Source organism: Xanthomonas sp. F1, from assembly GCF_014199855.1.
On record NZ_JACHOK010000001.1, the window covers coordinates 176664 to 192026 of the forward strand.

Annotated in this window: 14 protein-coding genes; all 14 read right to left on the reverse strand. The window is 61.2% G+C overall.

Going from position 1 to position 15363, the window contains the following annotated elements; translation table 11 throughout:
• Position 1: 1 nt before the first annotated feature.
• The gene (locus GGR71_RS00755) at positions 2 to 1612 is read right to left on the reverse strand and encodes an alpha-amylase family glycosyl hydrolase (RefSeq protein ID WP_160957071.1); all 1611 of its coding nucleotides are present in this window, start codon (positions 1610 to 1612) and stop codon (positions 2 to 4) included.
• Positions 1613 to 1855: 243 nt separating this feature from the next.
• Complete coding sequence (locus GGR71_RS00760; RefSeq protein ID WP_160957198.1) at positions 1856 to 2290, reverse strand: DUF4189 domain-containing protein; 435 nt, start codon at positions 2288 to 2290, stop codon at positions 1856 to 1858.
• A gap of 60 nt (positions 2291 to 2350) precedes the next feature.
• Positions 2351 to 3460, reverse strand: a complete 1110-nt coding sequence (locus GGR71_RS00765) for a type IV secretion system protein (protein ID WP_160957072.1) — start codon at positions 3458 to 3460, stop codon at positions 2351 to 2353.
• A gap of 78 nt (positions 3461 to 3538) precedes the next feature.
• Positions 3539 to 4315 (reverse strand): hypothetical protein, encoded by a 777-nt coding sequence (locus GGR71_RS00770; protein WP_456362561.1) that lies wholly within the window; start codon positions 4313 to 4315, stop codon positions 3539 to 3541.
• A 68-nt stretch (positions 4316 to 4383) separates the two neighbouring features.
• The gene (locus GGR71_RS00775) at positions 4384 to 6855 is read right to left on the reverse strand and encodes a VirB4 family type IV secretion/conjugal transfer ATPase (RefSeq protein WP_160957073.1); all 2472 of its coding nucleotides are present in this window, start codon (positions 6853 to 6855) and stop codon (positions 4384 to 4386) included.
• A gap of 168 nt (positions 6856 to 7023) precedes the next feature.
• Positions 7024 to 7335 (reverse strand): type IV secretion system protein VirB3, encoded by a 312-nt coding sequence (locus GGR71_RS00780; protein ID WP_010340363.1) that lies wholly within the window; start codon positions 7333 to 7335, stop codon positions 7024 to 7026.
• Positions 7328 to 7723 carry a TrbC/VirB2 family protein gene (locus GGR71_RS00785; protein WP_048489918.1) on the reverse strand — a complete coding sequence of 132 codons (396 nt, stop codon included), beginning with the start codon at positions 7721 to 7723 and terminating at the stop codon, positions 7328 to 7330. Before GGR71_RS00785 ends, GGR71_RS00780 begins: the two co-directional genes overlap by 8 nt.
• A 73-nt stretch (positions 7724 to 7796) precedes the next feature.
• Complete coding sequence (locus tag GGR71_RS00790; protein ID WP_456362562.1) at positions 7797 to 8681, reverse strand: lytic transglycosylase domain-containing protein; 885 nt, start codon at positions 8679 to 8681, stop codon at positions 7797 to 7799.
• 134 nt (positions 8682 to 8815) lie between these two features.
• On the reverse strand, positions 8816 to 9859 hold the full coding sequence (gene virB11, locus GGR71_RS00795; protein WP_048489916.1) for a P-type DNA transfer ATPase VirB11: 1044 nt from the start codon (positions 9857 to 9859) through the stop codon (positions 8816 to 8818).
• Between the two features lie 19 nt (positions 9860 to 9878).
• Positions 9879 to 11057 carry a TrbI/VirB10 family protein gene (locus tag GGR71_RS00800; protein WP_160957075.1) on the reverse strand — a complete coding sequence of 393 codons (1179 nt, stop codon included), beginning with the start codon at positions 11055 to 11057 and terminating at the stop codon, positions 9879 to 9881.
• Entirely contained in the window at positions 11054 to 11815 is a 762-nt protein-coding gene (locus GGR71_RS00805; protein ID WP_160957076.1) for a TrbG/VirB9 family P-type conjugative transfer protein, read from the reverse strand. Before GGR71_RS00805 ends, GGR71_RS00800 begins: the two co-directional genes overlap by 4 nt.
• Positions 11812 to 12825 carry a type IV secretion system protein gene (locus GGR71_RS00810; protein WP_160957077.1) on the reverse strand — a complete coding sequence of 338 codons (1014 nt, stop codon included), beginning with the start codon at positions 12823 to 12825 and terminating at the stop codon, positions 11812 to 11814. Before GGR71_RS00810 ends, GGR71_RS00805 begins: the two co-directional genes overlap by 4 nt.
• A 61-nt stretch (positions 12826 to 12886) precedes the next feature.
• Positions 12887 to 13309, reverse strand: coding sequence for a hypothetical protein (locus GGR71_RS00815; RefSeq protein WP_160957078.1), 423 nt, complete (start codon positions 13307 to 13309; stop codon positions 12887 to 12889).
• Between the two features lie 401 nt (positions 13310 to 13710).
• Positions 13711 to 15345, reverse strand: a complete 1635-nt coding sequence (locus GGR71_RS00820) for a type IV secretory system conjugative DNA transfer family protein (protein WP_082143382.1) — start codon at positions 15343 to 15345, stop codon at positions 13711 to 13713.
• Positions 15346 to 15363: the final 18 nt, after the last annotated feature.

Here is a 15363-nt window from a genome sequence, read left to right on the forward strand (position 1 = left end):
CTCAGGCGCCCTGCAGGCAAACCATCGCATGGCCGGGCAAACGCAAGCGCTCGCCGAGCGTGCCAGGCTGCACGCCTGGTACCTCCAGCGCTTGCCAGGCGCCCTCCGGCACCGCCGCGTCCACGGACTCGGCCGACAGATTGAACGCCAGCAACAGCGTTTGCCCGGCATGGCGACGCTCGAACATCAGCACGGGCTCGGCCGTCTCGTGGAACACGATCTCGCCCTCACGCAGCGCCGGATGCTGCTTGCGCCAGGCCAGGAACTGGCGGATCGCATGCAGGACCGACCGTGAATCGGCCTCCTGCGCAGCCACCGACTGCGCGCGGTGCGCGGGCGCGACCGGTAGCCAAGGCGTGCCAGTGCTGAAACCGGCTTGCGCGCCGGTATCCCACGGCAGCGGTGTCCGGCATCCATCGCGGCCCTTGAAGTTCGGCCAGAACGCAATGCCATAGGGATCCTGCAGCGCCTCGAACGGCACCTCCGCCTCGCCCAGGCCCAACTCCTCGCCCTGGTAGACGCAGACCGAGCCGCGCAGCGAGCACAGCATCGCGATCAGCAGGCGCGCGAACGCCGGCGTCTCCGCGCCCTGCCCCCAGCGCGTCACTGCGCGCTGCACGTCATGATTGGAAATCGCCCAGCACGGCCAGCCTTCGGTCATCGCCGCTTCCAGGCGCGAGACCGTCTCACGGATGTAGCCGGCGCTGAAATCGTCGGTCAGCAGTTCGAAGCTGTAGCCCATGTGCAGGTGCCCGGCGCGCGTGTACTCGGCCGTGGTCGCCAGCGAATCCTCCGACGAGATCTCGCCCAGGCTCACCGTGCCCGGATAGCGGTCGAGCAGGCTGCGCAGCTTCTGCAGGAACGGCAGGTTCTCCGCCTGCGTGTTGTTGTAGTAGTGGTACTGGAACGCGTACGGATTGTCCGGGCTGAAGCCGCGGCCGACCCGCTTTTCTGGGGGCTTGGGCGGGTTGTCGCGCAGCTGCGGATCGTGGAAGCAGAAATTGATCGCATCCAGCCGGAAGCCGTCGACGCCGCGCGCCAGCCAGAACTCCACATTGTCCAGCGTCGCCTGCTGCACCTGCGGATTGTGGAAGTTCAGGTCCGGCTGCGAGGCCAGGAAGTTGTGCAGATAGTACTGCCCACGGCGCGGCTCCCACTGCCACGCCACGCCCCCGAAGATCGACAGCCAGTTGTTCGGCGGCGTCCCATCCTCGCGCGCATCGGCCCACACGTACCAATCGGCCTTCGGATTGTCGCGGCTCTGCCGGCTCTCCTTGAACCAGTCGTGCTCCACCGAGGTGTGGCTGAGCACTTGGTCGATCATCACCTTCAGGCCCAGCGCATGCGCCTTGGCTAGCAGGGCGTCGAAATCGGCCATCGTGCCGAACAGCGGATCGACCTCGCGATAGTCGGCGATGTCGTAGCCGAAATCGGCCATCGGCGACTTGAAGAACGGCGAGATCCAGATCGCATCGACGCCCAATGCCGCGATGTAGTCCAACTTGCGCACGATGCCCGGCAAGTCGCCGATACCATCGCCGTTGGCGTCGAGAAAGCTACGCGGATAGATCTGATAGATGACGGCACCGCGCCACCATGGAGCCTGAGACATGCAACGCCCCCCTTCGGGCAGAGATCGCGCGTGCGACGGGCACGCGAAACGCTGCGTTAGAGTAGCGTTGATGTCTCAAGTTCAGACGCGGATGCATACGTATTCACGTCAAGAGGCACATAAAGCCCACTAAAAATCCGGCATCCAGAGACATTGCTGAGCTTTAAATTATGAACACACAAGCAATAAATTAGAAGCCAAAAAAGAACAAGAGGCTCAACATCAAACTAAATTTTTCGCACATCAATACTTCTTAAATTGAGCCTCTGAGCAATCCGTGCCTCGCACAACACACTCTGAGCCAGACGCCTCCTTACAACGACGCAATGCCTCTTTCGTAGCCGCCTCGACGCTTACACCACTTACTATCTTTCCTACCCCGGAGCCATCAGGACCCTGGACAACGGCCACGCATTGGTTTTTATAGGTGAAGGCAACTTTGCAATCCGAATTACCGAGATCCGCGCATCTTTTCAGCGCACCAGCCTCGGCATCCTTCTCGGAAAATCTACCGGTGCTGCTCCCGATATCTCCACTGGACGCAGTCGCGATCGCACCCCACGTTTTAATCCACTCTCCTGTCGGACGCGCGGGAGCGTCATCACCGCCAGGACTTGGACCACATTGAGGGCTACCAGGCGCTACTCCGGATGGACACGCCGTTTGCGCAAACGCCATCGGGCTGAGTAACAGGCAAGATAGAAATACGATGGCTTTCACAGCAACCTCCAAACTTGATTATCCGATGTCCTGAGGCCTGTATCTGCCAGTGCCCGTCTGGCCACTCGCATCAGATGAGAAGGCAGGCTGCCTCAGCGCATGATTCTGCGTAACAGAGTTGGACGGACCGAAATCACTGCCTCGATAGGGGGAATCATTGCCAGGCGACTGTGGCGAATATGGCCTTCCAGATGCCGGATCCCTACCTACCTGACCCAATCCCGAGTACGGCGAGAACTGGCCCAGCGTGCCCTGGAAGAACGCGGCCGCCATCGGCGGTGCCGTGATGATCAGTGTACTCAACACCAAGCCGATTCCTCCTTGTTGCAACGCCATGCTACTGACGCCTTCGCCTGTTCCGTTGGACGCGGCCCACGTGGCGAGAAAACCCGCACCTACTGCCGCAATGACCTTCGTTGCAAGACCAACGGTGAAGCTCAGGACCGCCAGCGAGAAGACCGTACCGATTCCGTACATCAGCCACTTCTGGAACAGGGACTTGGTGACATCAAATAGCAGGCACAGGATGAACAAGGGCCCAAAGCCGATGAACAGCGCCATGGCCAGCTTGTTCAGCAGCAACAGCGAACCACCGACAACGCCAGGCCCGGCCATGCCTAGACCCGTGAAAAGCCGCGCGCGATCCTTCTCCTTTTCCCGCTCGGCGTCGCCAGCGGTATTGATCTGATCGATGCTGGTCATGGCCACCTGCATCAGCGCGAGATTCTTATCGATCGCGGCGTACGGGCTCTCGGAGCTGCCGGTCACTGTCTTCACAATCGCACTGCTGAGCCCGTCGGTCAGCCTCCAGTAGAGTCCGTCCATCGCCGCGTCACCGCTTGTCGCTCCCGGCCTGGCAGCGGACACCATGCTCATCGCCACGCCGATGATCAGCGCGGCGCGCAGCGAGGTCACCACCAGTTCCATGGCAGATTCGCGCGACTGCCCTGTCGCGACTCGATAGCCCTTCAACAGGATCCACAGCGTCAACGCGCTCATCGCGGTCACGGTGACCCACCATGACATGCGGATCAACAGCGACCATTGGAAATAGTCGATCTCATCGCGCAGAAAGTTGTTGATGAGCGTAAAAAACGCGTAGTTGCTGAAACTATCGAGAAATCCCATGACCGCTCCGTAACGCAGACGCTCATCGCTGAGCTGCTTTTTGCTGATCGATTCCGTTCAATGAATCGGGCAGCGTGGTTAATCTTCGATACTCAATTGCTTGAGACCATCAGGCCGCTTTGACTTGGCGAGTTGCAAGGCTCCGCCCATCACCGCGCCGCCGACCAGCTTGCTTGCGAAATCGCTCAAACCCGAGAACCCTTCGAACAAACCGCCGCCGCCCGTCGTCGTGGCCGACGGCGCTTTCTTGCCGTTCATTGCGGCCCAGGCGCCAGCGGACTGCACCTGCGTCAGGTAGGACAGGCGCTTCTCGTAGGCGAACATCGCCGCCTCGGTCTGCTGGCGATCGATGTCCATCAGCGCGCGTAGCGCGATCAGCTTGTTGGTATTGTCTTCCAGCAAGCCAATCTGCTCCTTGCTGATGTTCGCACGCTGCTGTTCCAGGTCGCGCAGGCGCTGCAACCGCTTCTCGGTGATGTCGTACATCGCCACCATGTAATTGAACTGCGAGTTGCGCGTACGCTGGATCAATTCGCAAGTCTGCTGCTGCTCCTGCGACACCGGCGTTCCCGAGGTTTTGGCGGCGCAATCGGAGACACCATAGTTGTCATCGACCTTGACCAACTTCTCCTTCGGCTTGTCGACCTCATCGCCGCTGGACTTTTCCTTCTCGGCCTTGCCGACCTGGTGGTCTTCACGGATCTTGTCGAGCTTCTTATCCAGCGTATTGGTATTGGTTTTGTTCTCGTCAATTTGTTTATTGTCGATCACTTTCCACTGCGCAAAAGCAGTCGCTGGCAACAGCATGAGCAGCGCAGCTACAGCAACGACACGAACGCGATTGGAGGATTTCATCGTCTTGTCCATAAACACCTCAACACAGATCTTGTAGAAACATTGCCACGCGTGACTGGGCGAAGCGGTCAGTTGACCGCCGCCGCCCCCCGATTATCCGAAGACACCGCCCTCGCCGGGCCCGATTTTCCGGAACCCTTGCGCCGTGCATAGAACTCGTTCAACCACTGCTCGGGCGTCAGATCGTCCGGCGCGACGCCATGCTCCTTGGCCTTGCGCTCCAGCACCTGGTGCATGATTTCGATATTGTCGGTCGACGCCGAAATGACCGACAGCGCATCGTCCATGCCGCGCAGATTGAGCTGGCACACCGACGACCCATGGCCCTGCTTGACCAGGAAGCAGCGCGAGCGCTCGTCCAGGCTGACCACGACCTGGTACTCGGCCTCGGTGAGCTTGAGACCGTCCATGTAGTCTTCCTTGCTGGCATTGGGATTGGGCAGCAGGATCATGGTCGCGGTCTGTTCGACCAGTGCGGCGGAAATGTCGCTGGCGAGCGCATCCTCCGGGCTCTGGGTCGCGAAGATGCCCAGGCCGTTCTGCTTACGGATGGTCTTCTGCTTGTTCTTGGCGAATTCCTTCAGGCCACCCTTGCCGTCGAGGATCTTCCAGAACTCGTCCATCACGTAGATCAGCGGCCGGCCGTCGATCAGGGCCTCCAGCCGATGCAGCAAGTAGTTGATGACCGGAACGCGCACTTCCGGGTTGTCGATGACGTCGGTGTAATCGAAGCCGATGATGCTCGCCTTCTCCAGGTCGATCGTATCGACCGGGTTGTCGAACACCCAACCATGCGAATTGCCTGCGGTCCACTTGCGCATGCGCGCGTACAGACCGTCGTCGCCCATGTTGGGCAGGCTCTTGCGGAAATTGGTCATGCTGCGCAGATGCATGGGCGTATCGAGCATGCCTTCCACGCCGCGGAAGATGTCCTCCTCTTCGCGCGAGGTGTACTCGATCTTGCCGGCCAGGACCTTGATCAGGTCGGCCAGGAACTGCACGTTCGCCTCGGTGCGCTCGCACTGGAAGGGGTTGAAGCCGGTGGGCTTGCCGTTCTCCAGCGCCAGGTAGTTGCCGCCGCAGGCGCGCACGAAGATCTCGGCACCGCGGTCCTTGTCGAAGAAGAAGATGGTCGGGATCGGATCGAACTTCTGCACCTGGCTGAGCAGGAAGTTGATCAACGCGGTCTTACCGGTACCCGACTTGCCGATCACCATGGTGTTGGCGATCGCCTTCTCGCCCAGCGAGTTCTCCGCCGGATGCGTGGCGTGGAAATTGAAGTAGTACGGCTGGCCGTTGGTGGTCTGCAAGGTGGTGACGCATTCGCCCCACGGATTGTTCTCGCGCTTGCCCTGGGCGAAGTTGTGCAGCGGCGACAGGCCGAGGAAGTTCAGCGAGCTGACACTGGCGATGCGCGTGCGATAACGCCAGTTGCCTGGCAACTGGGCATAGAAGGAGGACGCGACCGCCAGATCCTCCTTGGTCGAGACGAAACCGGCGTTGGACAGCTCCGCGCGCGTGGTGGCCACCTGCTGCGCGAGCTTTTCCTGGGTCTCGGCGTAGACCGCAATGGTGAAGTGGTACTCACCCAACACGAAATTGCCCGACGACAGCTGATCCATCGCCAAGTCGAGCTCGTGGATCTGGCTCACCGCCTTGTCGCCGGAGGACACCATCATGCCCTTGGTGCGGTCGAGCACCTTCAGCGCGTCGTGCCGCCCCATGGGGCTGAAGGAGTGGGTCACCACGTACTCGAAGTCGAGATACTTCAAGCCGTTGAGAATGCCGGGATAGGTCCCGTCGGTGTATTCCTTGATGTTCAAGATGGCGCCGAAATGATTGACGCCCTCCGGGGTCTTGATCACGAAGTCGCCGGTCTTGTTGGCGAACATGTGCTTGCTGACCGGCAGATAGGCCGGCACCGGTGCCTGCAGCACCGGCACCGGCTCGTCGATGCGGTTGATGAGATAGCCGAAGAACTCCAGCGCCTCGGAGAACACCACGCCATTGCTGGCTTCGTACATGCTCAGCCGGTAAGGCGAGTAGTCCTTCAGCACGGCTTCGACATTGCCGGCGAGTTCGAGCACCTTGGCAATCGCCTGGTCCTGCTCGGACTGCAATTGCGGAATGCTCGACGACTTGTCCATGAGCCGCTTACCCGTCACCACCGGGCGATAGATCATGGTCATGTACAGCTCGTTCTGCATGATCTTCTGCGAGGACAAGGTGCCGTAGTACTGGTCCGACAGCTCCTGGTTGAACGCCTGCTTGAACTTGCCGGCGTTCTTGATGCGGCGGCGACGACGCACGTCGTGTACCCAGAACGCCACATTGGCGAAATCCGGGGCGCGCAGCGTCTGCAGCATGCGGTTGAAGGTGTTGTGCCGGTGTTCGATCTCCCACTCTTCGCGGCCTACGAACGGAAGCCCGCCCAAGTGCCAGATCAGCATGAAATCTCCTCCCGTCGTCTTCAGCACGGACGGCGCCACATGCGTGGAGATGGAGATGAATTCGCTGATTGAAGTATCCGGGATGAACATAAGGGAATAACTCAGAATCCGTTTCGTCTTGCCAAGGCCCGGCGCACATGCCCCGGGAACCGTCGACCGCGCTCACACCAGCACCGCGCGCCGACACGAAAAACCGAACAACCCCATGCACGACAGAGGCGCCGTGCATGGGGTCGAGACCCGGCGACAGGTTCCAAGCTAGCGCTTGGCGCCCGGCACCTCTTTCCTGTACTCATTCGGCGAGAACACCCACATGCCGGAATAGCGCTGCAGGTTGCGCACGCGCATCCTCATCATCCAGCGCAACCCGAGCATGCGGAAGATCATCTCGTCCCGCTTGGTCATCTGCTGCATGACGAAGACGATGACCGGAATGAGCAGCAGCAGCCACATATCGAAATAGATACCCATCAGGAAGCCGCCGCCCGCGCCGATGAAGAACGGGATGTACGGCACCCCGAAAAACATCGCCGGCCGGGTGCAGCCCCGGAAAAGTACGTTCTTATGCATAGTGCAGGACGTGCTGGATCATCTGAATGGCTGCGGTGGCCTTGCACTCGGTCTGACCGGTGTCGCCGATCAGCATCTTGGCCAACTGACCGGCCGCGCCGATCAGCACGCCGCCCAGCAGCACCGGCGCCACTTCGGCCACGCGCTTGTGGGCGAACGCGATTTGGTAGCCGGCGAAGACGACCGCGATGGTCACCACGACGACCGACGCCATGTTCAGGATGTTGTTGGTCTTGCCGAGGAAACCGCACACCTTCTGGTCGGCACCGGCATAGTCCTGCGCCATCGCAAAGCTGGACGCGAGCAGGGCCACGGTGAACACCGCCGCCTGCAGCGCTGCCGTACCGACGACCTTGGCATTCGACTTCAATTGATTGTTCTTGAACATCGTGAGTATCTCCTTGACTGGAAAACAGGGGGTGATCAAAAAGCCACTTGCATGGCCGCGCTACTGCATCTGGCTAGAATACGAAGGCCCCGTCGCCAGACGTCGGCGGCGGCGTACTTGTGCCAGGAACGGCCGCTCCCGCCACGGCCTGCGGCGCGTGTGCGGCAACGTGCGGAGCTGGGGGCGCTCCGCCACCTGCAGGAACCGCCACTCCTTTGCCGGCGCCTGTAGGTCGTATTACATAGAGATCGGAATCTGCCGCGGTCGGCTGTGCCGATGCGGCCGCTACCCCGCCAGCGGTCTGCGGCGCCGGCGCCGCAACGGCAGCCTGGGGACGCACCGACAACTGGCTTTGCGCGGCGAGGCCGCTGGCGAGCTGGCCTGCCGCAGCATCGATACGCCGCGACACGATCGAATCGACTTCGCGCACCGCCGCGGCCTTCGCCGAGTCGACGACCATGCGGCGCACGCCGCCTGCCGGGATCACCGGGATCGCACCCGCGGTGGACGCGGCGAGCGCCCTGCTCTGGTTGATCGACGCATAGACCTTCTGCACGTAGCCATGCCGATACCCGGTCTCGAAGTTGCCGGAGTAGTAGCAACTGAACGACTTGCCCCAATTGCCACCGGAACGGCTGTAGCACTCGGCCAGGATCTTGGACGCGGCCTGCAGATTCGGACAGGTCTTGAACGCTTTCTCGTAGGTATCCAGACCGTACTTGATCAGGTTGTAGCGATTGACCTGCCCCAGACCAAGGGAGAAGTTGTAGCCCTTCTCTTCCAGCATCCGCGCGGTGGCGACCGCTTCGGGCAGGTTCTGCGGCTGGCGCACCAGGCGGCCGCCGACCACGCCGATCGCGAACGGATTGTGCGACGACTCGACGCGCACAACGTGCTGCATGACTTCAGCCGGAACCGCCATTTCGGGACAGCTCAGTAGTTCCATGCCTGGCAACATGCCGTGGTTACTCCTTATGCATCGGCTTCCCGGCAACTCGTCCGAAACGCCGCAGATGTCGCAAATCAATCGTGTTGGAAGAAAAATTCAAAGTCAATCGGCGTCGTTCCGCCTTATCACTTCAATGAACATATTCACCCTCCGCCCGAATGCGTGCGCTCCGGATCGAAATCGATCCCGGTGATATAGCGCCGGCCCGCGTGCGATTTGATATGGACAACGATATCGATGGTCATCATCAGCAACCGTTTGATGACGGCGAACTCCAGGCCTGAGCCTTCGGCCGATGCCTTGACCATCAACGCAAGCTGGTCCCAGGTCTGCCCGATGCTGCCAGCGTGGCAGCTGGTGATGGAACCCGGATGACCGGAGGCGCAGTTGCGAATGAAGTAGAACGACTCGTCACCGCGCAGCTCGGCCAGGATGATGCGATCAGGCTTCATGCGCAGGCAGGCTTCCATGCAGCTCTTCGCGGTGACGTTGCTAGTGCTTTGTCCACCTTTCGAATAGAGCAAATGCACGGAATTGGGCTGACTGATGAAGAGTTCGCGCGCATCCTCGATGGTCACCAGGCGCTCTTCGTGCGGGATGTGGTTCACCAGCGACTTCATGAAGGTGGTCTTGCCGCTACCGGTGGCGCCGGCAACGACGACGTTCTTCTTGAACAGCACCGCCTTCTTGAAGAACTCGGCGTAATCGCGCTGCCGCCGCAACTCGAGCAACTCGCGATCCTGTTCGCTGAGGCCCGACTGTACTTCCAGGATCTCTTGGAAGAAGCCGTCTTCCTTGTACTGCTCCAGCGTCTTGGTGTGCTTGGACGGCAGTCGGATGGTGATCGACACCTTGCCGGCATCGCAGGCCGGCGGGATCACGAACTGCGCGCGCTGACCTGTCGGAAACGTCAGCGACACCACCGGATCGGCATCGGTGATGCGCTGACCGGTATTGCTCTCGTTGACCACCGCCGTGCAGAACTGCCGCGCGCGGTCGAAGGTCAGCGACGGAATGTCCATCCGCTGCCAGCCGCGCAGCGTCTCCAGGTACAACTCGCCGGGACGGTTGATGCAGATTTCCGTCACTTCCGGCGAGTTCAGGTAATCCAGGATGCCGAGTACCGAGTACTGGTAATCCAGGAAATCCGTGGAGATCTGCGCGGTCGGAGAGTCGTCGAACGTCACGTCGCTGTCTCGATCTCGGTCAACGCGGCAACACGGCCGTGAAGTCGACGTCCTTGGCGACGTAGACGTTCACGATGGTGCCCTGGTTGATGGTTACGGTGGCGGGGCGCCGGCGATCCAGGGCCTGGTCGGCCAGGCGCTGGATGGACTGCGCCGTGTTGCTCTCGAACGGCTGCTCGGTGACCACGCCTGAGTTGAGGCCGGTGGTCGTGGTCTTCGGGCCGTGCTCGGCTGCCGCCCACTTGAAGGCGTCGCTGAGCATGCTGATCATCAGCGCGGACGAAATGCGGCTCGCCCAGTGCGCATTGTATTGGCCCGGATGGCCGGCGCTGCCGAGGTTGTCGACGCCAGGGCCAAGCAGGGTCACATCGATGCCGGTCGGCGTGGTGATGCGATCCCAGACCACCTGCATGCGCGGGCCGGTCGGCTCCGCGGAACCGTACTGGCCGAGGATCTTCGACCCCTTCGGCAGCAACAGGCGGCGGCCGTTGATGGAGTAGACCGGCTCGGTGATGATGCAGGAGGTGAAGCCCGGGAAATCGGTGATGATCCGGGTCTCCAGCACGCAGCGGATATAGGTACCGCGCACCAGCAGACCGTCCGGATTGGCGATCGGCTTGGCGGAGGTCTCCTGCTCCTGCTGCATCGGTGCCCCACCCTGCTCCTGCCCCGGCATCATGCCGCCAAGGCCCTGGCCGCCTGCGTCTTGTTGCAGGCCGGCCATGCGCCGCTCCAGCAGGGACGGGCCACGCTCCTGTCGCGGCGCCGACTGCATCTGCGCGTCGGGATCGGTGGGCATCGGCGGCAACGGCGGCAGGCTCGGCTGCTCGGCCAGTTGCACCGGTTCGGCCGGTTGCACTGGTGGCGGCGCGGCGGTCTGCGGCAACGCAGGCGCCACCACCGCTTCCTGTCGCGGCTTCGGCGCCGGTTCGGGCGTGCTGCTGCCGCTCACCAGCCAGAAGATCGCCAGGATCAGCAGTGCCGCAATACCGGCCAGGAACACCAGCGCCTTGCGATTGAGCTTCTTCAGGTCGCTGGAACGCAGCACCGGCTCGTTGGCGTCCAGATCCGGATCGGCAGTCTGCTGCTGGCGAGCGAAGTAGGGATTCTCGCGCGGTGCATCGTCCGCTTGCGGATTGCGCGGCTGGCCGTTGTCGCGGCCGTAGTTTTCGTCAGACGGAGGTAGATTCGAGTTCACTTTTGCTTGTTCCTACGCAAGCCGACAACATTCTTGCCGTGGCGGATGACCAGGAAGGGATAGGTCCCGTGGACAATCAGGGTGTTGCCCTCGACTGTGGTATTGACCAGGAAATCCTCATCGCTTTCCTTCTCGCGGCCGAACACGGCCGGGAAATTGCCCGTCGGGAAACGCGTCAGATCCATTTTGATGTAGGTGAACTTGCCATCGTCGTAGACGCTGCTCGGCACGATCCACGTCTGCTTGGAACGCGTGGAATAGTCGTAGTCGAAGTAGTAATGGCGGTCCTTGGTCAGCCGCGTATCGAGCTGCGACTCATCCTTCACCTCGTCGCTCGCCGCGGCAAAGCTGGTGTCCTTCGGATAGGTGAAGGTCACCTTGTACTGCACGCCGGCCTGCTTGGCCTGCTCCAGCCGCTGCCAATCCGTCGCCACCACCTTCAATTCCAGGATGTAGGAATGGGTGGCGGTGCGGATCATCATGTTGGTATCGACATCGACGTTCTTCGGCTTCAGGTAGAAGACGTTCTCGCGACGGCTGAGTTCCCAGCCACTGGTGAAACCGGTGCTGTAATCGAGGATCTTCTCGTTCGGGCTCAGTTCGATCTGGGTGGTGATGCCCAGGCCGGTACGCACCTGATAGATCTTGTCAGGCTCGTACTCGTACTGCTGGACCACCTGCGCCGACGCGATCGGCGCGAACAGGCCCAGAGCCAGCAACGCGACATGCGCCGCACCGGTTTTCGTCAGGAAACTCATCGAACGTTCGCTCCATTAACATTGTGCTGAGGTGCAACGTTGGGTGCAGGAGGCGCTGCGGCGGGCTGCGCTCCCGGATAGACCGGCGCGTTTACCGGATTGGACATCGGCTCCTGCTGCGGGACCGGCATCGTGCCGTTCGCACCCGGCATCATCGGCTGACCAGGCACCTGCTGCTGCACGGGCATTTGTCCCGTAGCTCCCTGCATCTGTGTGGCGGCCGGTTGCTGAACCGCACCGGCTGCAGGGGTTTGCACGGCGGACGACGGCGGAACCGGCATGGCCGAGTAGTCGTTGTCGACCCGGTAATCAGTCACCAGGAACCCCAACGGGTTCTGCACCCGCAGATCGTCTTCCATGGCCAGATTGCTGTTGTACTTGAAGCCAAGAATGGCGAACTTGTTGTCGAGAAACGTGGATTGCCCCGTCTTCTTGTCGTAGATGCTGCGTTGGAAGCGCACATTGGCACCGGTATAGGGCTTGCCGCCGCCGCCGAGCAGGTTGATGCTCAGAATCTTGACCCGAATCGAACGCGCCTTGCCGTAGGTGTAGTACGGCGCCGAGGGGTTGTTCGGCGCGTGTAGATTGAAATACTCGGCTCCCACCGCGGTATTCCTGGGTGCCATCGAGAACACCGTATTCCAGTCGTTGAGCCCCATCATCTCCGAATCGTAGGACTCACGTGCGGTAATGAAGCGTGCAACGTTGCTCTTGGCCAGCGCTTCGCTGTTGGTGACACTCTGCATATCGCCGCTGTTGCGCAATACCGTCACCGAGGAGTTGCCGGTATACGCATCCGCCATCACCAGGTACGGCACTTTCTCCTTCAACGGCAGCATGTAGTAGTACCCGCCACCGAGCAGCAGGCACATGATGATGGCGCCGAACGCGACCCACCACGCACGGCGCTCGCTACGGCGCGCCAGATCAGCAATGCTGATTTCGTAATTGACCGCCTTCGCTACCGCTTTGTTGACGTTTTCGCTTTCGACCGGCTTTTTACCAAACATCAGACTTCACCAGGTTTCGTAATGTGGCTGCCGGCGTACAGCGTGCACGCCGACGGTGACGTCACTTCGTGCTGCCGCTGGCCGCAGGCGCACCGCTCAGCGACGACGACGGCTGCACCAGAATGCGATTGCCTGCAGCGGTCACGCTCAGCCCCTCCTGCGCATAGACCACACTCAACTCGGCGACCGCCTGCTGGATGCTGGTGGTGTTGATCTTGGCGACCGGCGCATACAGCGTGTAATCGGACTGGATGCCGTAGGACAGCTGCATGTTCGAATCCTTGGCCCAGCGCTCGAGCATCGTCTTCAGCGTGCCGTCCATCGGGATCGCCTGGTACACGTACGACGAGTACAGCGGGATCTCCATGGTCGACTCGGAGAAACGATTGACCGGCTTCCACTTGCCGCGGAAATCGGGCGCCGGCCGGGTTGCACAGGCGCTCAACAGCGCGACGGCACTCAACGTAGCGATCAGCCGAAACATATGCGTTCTTTTCACGCGAGCCTCTGAATTACGGAAACGTATTGAGAGCGGGCGGCACGCAGGCAGCCCACTGCTGGATGGCGGAGTTCGACATGACGACGCGACACGTGCGTCGCGGCCAGGAAGGCGCCGGGAACGGCTCGCACGCGGATCTGCGGCGGGCGACGGAAGGCACCCGAGGCCGCGCGATCAGCGCCGAAGAAAACGGAATTTGACAGCAAACCTTCCATGTCACCCCTTACGTGCGTCTGTTCGACCCACGCCCCTGTTCCTGTTTCTGTTACCAATGCACCGCCATACTCGCGAGAATGTGCCGCAGGGGCATGCTCACGTCAAGCATTTGGCAAAAAAACGTTCAACTGATAAATACGCCCAAAAAATAGGTGTTTTTCGTCACACTTTCAGATCGAGAGTGTCGGAATGTCGACTTTCGGAAGCAGCCGCGCAGTGAAGTGGCGATCCTTGTAGTACTTGATCTTGTCGCACTTCACCGGATGCGGAATGCCCTCGTACAAGAACACTTCCTGATCGTTCCCCATCGCCTTCAACTCCTGCGGCAGCATCAGCGCCCGCTTCTCCTCCGACACGCTGCGGGTCACATCCTTGCCGCGGGTGACGTTCTTCTTGCGGAAGGTGGTGTAGCCGAGCATCTCGGAGTAGTCGTTGGCGTCCTGCTGCTCGCGCGGAGCGTAGAGAATCTGCAGTGCATGATTCGTGATGATGGTCCGCGAGACGTCTTTGCCATAGGTGGCATCGAGCTGGGCCATGCTCTGGATGATCGGCAGAAGGCGAACATTGTAGCCCGCCATATATGACACTGCCGAGGCGATGATGTCGACCTTGCCGATCGCGGTGAACTCGTCCATCAACAGCAGGCACTGGTACTTCAATGCCGGATTGCTCTTGGGCAGTTCCTTGGTGTTGAGGTTGATGATCTGGCTGAAGAACAGGTTGATGATCAGGCGGCTCTCGGCCAGCTTGTTGGGCTGAATGCCGATGTAGATGGTCATCTTCTTCTTGCGCAGGTCGGTCAGCAGGAAGTCGTTGTCGCTGGTGGCCGCATCCAGTACCGGATTGATCCAGGCGTTGAGCGGCTCCTTGAGCGTGCCCATGATCGAGGCGAAGGTCTCGTCCGCCTGCGACAGCATGTTGGAGAACGCCGACTTGGCGTTGCCGCTGAGGAAGCGCCGCTCCGACAGCGACTTCAGGTACTTCTTCAGATCGGTGCCGTCGCCGGAAGACAGGCGGTAGATCGCGCCCAGTGTCGGCGTGCCGAGACCGCCGGGGAAACCGATGTTGCGCTCGTCGTCCCAGTTCTCGAACAGGTATAGCGAGAACGCCATGAACGCGTTGCGCGCCTGGCTGACCCAGAACTTCTGGTCGTCGGAGCCGTCCGGGTACAGCATGGCCGCGATGCTCATCAGGTCCGAGACGCGGAACGCCGGATCGTCGGAGACGTAGCTGAGCGGGTTCCAGCGATGGGTACGGCGGTCCTCGGCGAAGGGATTGAACAGGAACACCTCCTGGCCCTGGCTGGCGCGCCAGCCGCTGGTCAGATCGAAGTTCTCCTGCTTGATGTCCAGCACCACCACCGATTCCTGGTACTCGAGCAGGTTCGGAATGACCACGCCGACACCCTTGCCCGACCGGGTCGGGGCCGCCAGGATCACGAACTGCTGGCCGCTGAGGCGTACCAGCTTGCCGCGGAACTTGCCGACCACGATGCCGTCGCCGCTGGTCTTGAACAGCCCATGCTTGGACAGGTCGGCCGCGCCGGCGAAGCGCGCGTCGCCATGCAGGCTGCGCTTGGGCGGCTTGAACATCAGCACCAGGATCAGCAGGGCCAGCAAGCCGGGCAAGCCGAAGCCGAGATAGCCGGCCCATTTGATCTTGCCGACGTAAGGGGCCACCTCCGGCAAGCCGATGGCGTGGACGTACTGGTAATAGGTGCCGAGCCCGAACATCCGCGTGTCCAGCTTCAGCAACAGCAGGACCAGATAGCCGGACAGGAAATAGCCGCAGACGGCCGTGAGCACGACGACGAGCGCCGCCGC